The organism is Calothrix sp. CBUCES-K 9914 (assembly GCF_059640475.1).
Genome location: NZ_JBXXZH010000388.1, coordinates 1 through 6156, shown reverse-complemented (window position 1 = coordinate 6156; position 6156 = coordinate 1). Strand labels below are relative to the sequence as shown.

The window sequence follows — 6156 nt, the reverse complement described above, 5'->3', positions numbered from 1 at the left end:
TTCATGCTTTACAGATGGTCGCGTTTGTATTGGGTGATGAAGTTATTGATATGAAGAGCGATGAGCGCGTTGCTATTTGGCGCCAACCTGTTGCTGCTGATATCACTGATGCATGGCGCATACTTGGTGAGGAACAGAGAATTATTTGGATGGACATCAACAATTCTCAGCCCGAACACTGGTTATTTAGTATACCTTGGCATAGTCAAATGGGGCACAAAACGGTTGCCACTATTCCAATGTTAGTTGGAGAACAAGCACTAGGATTTTTAGGATTATGCTTTACGTCTCACCAGGACGATAACTCTACTAAGTTAGAGCAATGTGGGACATTAGCACAACATGCAGCTTTAGCACTGCGTATCGCACAATTATCAAAGGAGGCAAAACAAGCTGCAATTAGCAAAGAACAAAAAAAAGCTGCTCAACAACGTGTTGCTCAACTTGCAACTGCTAACACAGCATTGAAGAAAACGCTTGATGTTTTGGCAACCGAACCAGAACTGGATAAATCGTTAGGTCATGTTTTAAAAGTTACAACTGAACATTTAGGCTCATCTTCTGCCGCGCTTTGGCTATATAATCAAAGCACAAATACTTTTACTATCAACTTAGTTTATCTAAATGGTAACATTATTCCTGCAACGCCAGAAAATGCCCATTTATTAACAAATCAATGGATACGCGGAACAGATTTATCGCGAGATTTAATACTTAAAGACCATATTCACTCGCGCGTTCCTGTGCTTTATGATGTTTTTGAATGTCCGAAAGTAAGCAAGGGTCAACGTCAATTCTTTAAAAGTTTGGGTGTACAAGCTCTATTGGGAGTACCATTGTTGCTAGGTTCAGAAATTGTTGGTAGTTTTACCGTTCGCTTTCATGAAAAACGCCAACTTCAAGCAGAAGAAATAGAACTTACACAAGCTTTAGCGCATCAGGCAACATTAGCAATTCAGCTTTTACGAATGGCAGAGGAAGCTAAAATTAATGTGTTACTAGAAGAGCGTAACCGCATGGCAGGAGAAATACATGATACCCTAGCGCAAGGTTTTACAGGTATTATCACTTACCTGGAAGCTGGAAGTAGAGCAGGCGCCAATCAAAATTTCATCAAAGTTCAATCCTGTATAGATAATGCTCTAACTTTAGCACGTTCCAGTTTACAAGAAGCCCGTCGCTCGGTTTGGGCACTGCGTCCGCAAGCGCTTGAACAAGCAGACCTAAGTGTTGCGTTACATAGTTGGGTTGAACATTTAAGAAGCTGCACAAATATTGAAATAAACATACAAGGAGAACCTCACGACCTTTCCCCCGAAGTAGACCGCGAACTTTTACGAATTGCTCAAGAAGCTGTAGTTAATGCGCTTAAACATGCTCAGGCGCCTAAAATTACGCTCGATTTAATTTGGCAAGAAGCATATTTAACCTTGAGAATAAGTGATAACGGTAAAGGATTTGTATTATACAACAGCGCAGTAACCCGTGGGTTTGGTTTAATAAGTATGCAACAACGAGCATCGCGCATTAGTGGACAATTAATGATTTGTAGCGACGTTGGACAAGGCACCCAAATTTCAGTCACAATTCCAATAAACGCAAATCCAATTACCGAGGTTGAAACATGAATGAGTCTAAAATACGGCTTTTGATTGCGGATGACCATGCTGTAGTACGTAAAGGACTCGTGGCAATGGTCGAAGATGAACCTGATATGCAGGTTATTGCCGAAGCTTCTGATGGGCAAGAAGCTGTTGACCACTTTTGTGATGTTCGTCCAGATGTGTGTTTACTTGATTTACGGATGCCGAAAATGAACGCTGTTGAAGCAATTGCTGCCATTCGACAACACGAGCCAAACGCACGTTTAATAATACTAACAACTTACGACGCCGACGAAGCTATTTATCAGGGACTAAGAGCAGGCGCCAAAGGTTATTTACTTAAAGATGCTACAATTGATGAATTGCTCAACTGTATTCGCACAGTTCACGCAGGAAAAATTTGCTTACCAAGCGCAATTGCAGCCAAACTAGCAGAACATACAATCAGTCCCCAATTAAGTGACCGCGAGCGAGAAGTATTACGATTAATGGCTATGGGCAACAATAATCATGATATCGCCAGTGCATTAGTAGTTGCCGAAAGTACAGTTAAATATCACGTTAATCATATATTAAGCAAATTAGGCGTTAACGACCGTACTCAAGCTGTAATTCTTGGACTCAAACGTGGTTTAGTCAGTCTTGAATAATTGATATATACTGCAAACTGGTTCAATTTTCCTACCTCCCAAAGCTTTTGACATAGACTAATAGGCACCTAAATTTACTGTAGTGTGGCTTAAACCACCTTACAAAAATTAATAAATCGTGAACTGAACTTTAGTAGAGGTTTTCAGCCAATCTAAAGTTTAGAAACTTACTGTTAGCTTTGTGGATGACTTGTTCGCTTCAAACAAACATACTTAAAGTTATCCCATTACAAACAACACTGTGTTTCTTCTGATTCCTGTGAGTAACCGCGACTATTGCCGAGGGGCGCCGCTAGGTTCCAAGCTAACACTTGTTGAGTATGGTGATTATCAGTGTTTAGAGTGTGGCAAAGTATATTCTGTAATCCAAACATTACAGCAGCAATTCTCAAATGATTTATGCTTTGTATTTCGACATTTTCCGCAATGTGATATTCATCCTCATGCCCAACATGCAGCAGAAGCAGCTTTATCGGCAGCCAAGCAAGGAAAGTTTTGGCAAATGCACGACTGTTTATTTCAAAATCAAGGCGCCCTTGGTAATGGTTATTTAGTTGAATATGCCGTGATGCTAGGTCTTGAAGTAAATCGATTTTTACAAGATATAGCGAGCGATGTTCACGTTGAACGAGTTCAGCAAGATGTAGATAGCGGTATTAAAAGCGGAGTCAGGAAAACACCGACGTTTTTTATTAATGGGGTTCGCTATGACGGGGAATGTGCCGCATTATCTGCCGAAATAGCAAAACAAATTGAACAGCTTTAAATAGAGGAAACAACATGGTATTCGCAACAAACGGACATAATAACAACGATGCATACTTAGAGTTTTTAACACCTGACAATGCCGCAATGCTATTAATTGACCATCAGACAGGCACAATGTTGGGTGTACAAGATATACGACTCGACCAGTTTCGCAGTAATGTACTTGCTCTTGCCAAAACAGCCAAACTGCATAAATTACCAACTGTAATTACAGTTAGCTATGCTGAAGGTCCAAATGGTCCTTTAATGAAAGAACTTGCAGAAATGTTTCCAGAGGTAGATGTAGTTTCTCGTCCTGGTCCAATTAATGCTTGGGATGACCAAAACTTTGTGAAAGCTGTTGAAGCTACAGGTCGCAAGAAGTTAATTATGGCAGGTGTGACTACAGATATCTGTTTATATTTCCCTGCTATTTCGGCAAAACAAGCAGGTTATGACGTTTGGTGTATTTATGATGCATCTGGGTGTTGGGATATGATGTCCGAGTTAAGTACTATCCTACGACTTCAACAAGCGGGGTGCATTGTATCCAACTGGGCTGTAGTCACTGCAATGTTACAACGAGATTGGCGTAATCAAAGCGCATCGGGCACCTTAGATATTTTTGGAGAGCATTTACCTTTCTACAGCATGTTATCCAACAATATGGAAAAAACCAAAGCACAAGTAGAAAAAGCACAAGCAAGAGTATAAAGAAATATGTCAAATCACATTTACGAGCAATTAACTCCCGATAATGCCGCAATGCTTTTGATTGACCATCAAGTTGGTACGATGGCATTTGGAATCACTGACCTTGATTCAGTTAACTTAAAAAATAATGCGCTATGGTTAGCAGATGCTGCCAAAGTCTTCAATTTACCAACACTCCTGACAACGAGCAACCCTAACGGCGCCAATGGTCCATTGTTTCCGGAATTAGTAGCTACATTACCAGACGTACCAATCATTGACCGCGTTATTATTAATGCTTGGAATGACCCAAAATTTGTAGAAGCAGTCAAGCAAACTGGACGCAGCAAATTAATTATGGCAGGTGTTACCGCCGATGTTTGTTTAACTTTTCCCGCAATTGCAGCAGTCGCAGATGCTTATGATGTTTATGCAGTAATGGATGCATCTGGAACAGTTAATCAACAGGCAATGTTTGCAGCGATGTTGCGAATGAGTCAGGCAGGAGTAAAGATTGCCAACACTAACATGGTAATAGCAGAGCTTCAAAAAGATTGGTCATTACCCACAGCTGCATCAACAGGCAACACATACGCCAAACATCTTCCTAATTTTGGTTACATTGCTGCTCATCTTAATTATGTGGCTTCTAAGTAATAAACCCATGAGTATACATCAAGCAATTGACTTGATTCTTTCCGAGAATCGACAAGTCTTACAAAATATCGATTTCGGTGCCGTCACAAAATTAGGCGAAGTAATCTCACAGTCTAAACGGATTTTTGTTACAGGGGAAGGTCGTAGTGGTTTAGTAATGCGAATGTTCGCAATGCGATTAATGCATTTAGGTTGTCAAGACTTTGTTGTTGGAGAAACCATTACGCCTTCAATTCAAGCAAATGATTTGTTAATTGACTGCTCTGGTTCTGGCACCACAGGAAACGTATTATTAATAGCACAAAAAGCACAAGAAATAGGCGCGCGCATTGTTAGCATTACAACTCAACCAGACTCCCCATTAGGAAAAATAGCAGATATTGTCATTCATCTAGATGCAGCTGCAAAACAAGATTATAGCCATGAGCATTCTCAACAATTTGCAGGTTCATTATTTGAACAATCAACGCTATTACTTTTAGATGCACTATTTCGCGTGATGGCACAAAAAACAAATAAAAGTGCAGAAACATTGTACAGCCTTCACGCAAATCTTGAATAGATATTCAAATAAAAAACAGTGAGGTATTTCTATGAAACTTCAAGTATCTATTGATTTAGTCTCTCTTGAGCAAGCACTAAACTTACTAAAAGAAGTTGCACAATATGTAGACATTATAGAAGCAGGAACACCATTAATTAAACAAGAAGGGCTGCGAGTTGTAACCGCATTTAAACAAGCTTACCCTGACAAACTAATTTTTGCCGATATGAAAACAATGGATGCTGGTGAACTTGAAGCAGAACTAGCATTCCAAGCAGGCGCCGATATTACCACTGTTTTAGCTGTTGCAAATGATGCCACACTAAGAGGAGCAATTGCAGCTGCTAAGAAATATGGAAAATTTGTGACAGCAGATATGATTGGAGTTAGTGACCGTTTACAACGCGCGAAAGAATTAAAACAAATTGGAATTCAATCACTTGAAATGCACTGGGGGTTAGACGAACAAGCGCATCATCACTGGGACTTTAATGAATTAAGAGTTGTTAAAGATACAGTTGGTATTCCTTTCGCAGTTGCAGGTGGAATTAATGAGACTACTATAAACCAAGTTCAAGCAACAGGCGCCGAGGTTGCTGCTGTTGGAGGCGCCATTTACAGCGCAACATCACCAGCAGAAATAGCTCGCAAATTACATAATCAAATCAGTGTAGTCGCTGCATAAAAGAATAAACACTATTTATTTACGGACTACGTGCGGCAGATTTAGCTGACCCAAATTTACAAAAAGATATTCCGAATATCTTAAGCCTAGAAAATAGTGGTGTTACCTTCTCCAACGCTTATATAACAGTTCCTTCCGATTCATTCCCAGGTATTTTATCTTATTTTACAGGTGCTGCTTTGTAGTACATGGATTCGCATCAAAAGGGCTGGGTGGGCACTGCCCACCGTACAAAATGTACAAAACGGTACAGAAGAAAGTTTTTAAGGTTCAACCTTAACAACTGTGCCTACTTTCACTTTATCAAACAGCGCTATTACATCTTTATTGTGCATCCGAATACAACCATGAGACACGGCTTTTCCAATTAATTCTGGTTGGTTTGTACCGTGAAAACCTAATCTCGTTTTACCATCAGTCCAAATACCTATCCAGCGAGGACCTAATGGGTTTTCCGGGCCTGGTTGAATTATTCGTCCGGTTTTGAAGCTTTTAAATATAGGATTGATTTCTTGCTCGAATACTTTGTAAACACCTTTGGGAGTCTCCCAACCAGACTTGCCAACAGCTATGGGA

Annotated in this window: 8 protein-coding genes; 7 read left to right on the top strand and 1 reads right to left on the bottom strand. The window is 40.1% G+C overall.

All coding sequences use genetic code 11. The features are described 5' to 3' along the window. The 7 genes from AC2JBO_RS42040 to hxlA all read left to right on the top strand — a co-directional run. A partial coding sequence (locus AC2JBO_RS42040) for a GAF domain-containing sensor histidine kinase (RefSeq protein ID WP_496959568.1) occupies positions 1–1628 on the top strand: 1628 nt, incomplete at its 5' end. Continuing rightward, positions 1625–2254 (top strand): response regulator, encoded by a 630-nt coding sequence (locus AC2JBO_RS42035; protein ID WP_496959567.1) that lies wholly within the window; start codon positions 1625–1627, stop codon positions 2252–2254. The genes AC2JBO_RS42040 and AC2JBO_RS42035, both read left to right, overlap by 4 nt. A 259-nt stretch (positions 2255–2513) precedes the next feature. Next, positions 2514–3020, top strand: coding sequence for a DsbA family protein (locus AC2JBO_RS42030; protein WP_496959566.1), 507 nt, complete (start codon positions 2514–2516; stop codon positions 3018–3020). A 14-nt stretch (positions 3021–3034) separates the two neighbouring features. Further along, the gene (locus AC2JBO_RS42025) at positions 3035–3715 is read left to right on the top strand and encodes an isochorismatase family protein (protein ID WP_496959565.1); all 681 of its coding nucleotides are present in this window, start codon (positions 3035–3037) and stop codon (positions 3713–3715) included. Positions 3716–3721: 6 nt separating this feature from the next. Further along, positions 3722–4351 carry an isochorismatase family protein gene (locus tag AC2JBO_RS42020; protein ID WP_496959564.1) on the top strand — a complete coding sequence of 210 codons (630 nt, stop codon included), beginning with the start codon at positions 3722–3724 and terminating at the stop codon, positions 4349–4351. Between the two features lie 7 nt (positions 4352–4358). Further along, positions 4359–4913 carry a 6-phospho-3-hexuloisomerase gene (gene hxlB, locus AC2JBO_RS42015; protein ID WP_496959563.1) on the top strand — a complete coding sequence of 185 codons (555 nt, stop codon included), beginning with the start codon at positions 4359–4361 and terminating at the stop codon, positions 4911–4913. 31 nt (positions 4914–4944) lie between these two features. Then, on the top strand, positions 4945–5580 hold the full coding sequence (hxlA, locus tag AC2JBO_RS42010) for a 3-hexulose-6-phosphate synthase (RefSeq protein ID WP_496959562.1): 636 nt from the start codon (positions 4945–4947) through the stop codon (positions 5578–5580). Between the two features lie 263 nt (positions 5581–5843). Here hxlA and AC2JBO_RS42005 read toward each other — a convergent pair. Then, positions 5844–6156: L,D-transpeptidase (locus AC2JBO_RS42005; RefSeq protein WP_496959561.1), on the bottom strand; the 313-nt coding region annotated here is incomplete at its 5' end.

Excerpts from the sequence above, each read along its gene's own strand:
- AC2JBO_RS42035 (WP_496959567.1), top strand. The coding sequence starts at position 1,625 with ATGAATGAGTCTAAAATACGGCTTTTGATTGCGGATGACCATGCTGTA.
- AC2JBO_RS42025 (WP_496959565.1), top strand. The coding sequence starts at position 3,035 with ATGGTATTCGCAACAAACGGACATAATAACAACGATGCATACTTAGAG.
- AC2JBO_RS42020 (WP_496959564.1), top strand. The coding sequence starts at position 3,722 with ATGTCAAATCACATTTACGAGCAATTAACTCCCGATAATGCCGCAATG.
- hxlB (WP_496959563.1), top strand. The coding sequence starts at position 4,359 with ATGAGTATACATCAAGCAATTGACTTGATTCTTTCCGAGAATCGACAA.
- hxlA (WP_496959562.1), top strand. The coding sequence starts at position 4,945 with ATGAAACTTCAAGTATCTATTGATTTAGTCTCTCTTGAGCAAGCACTA.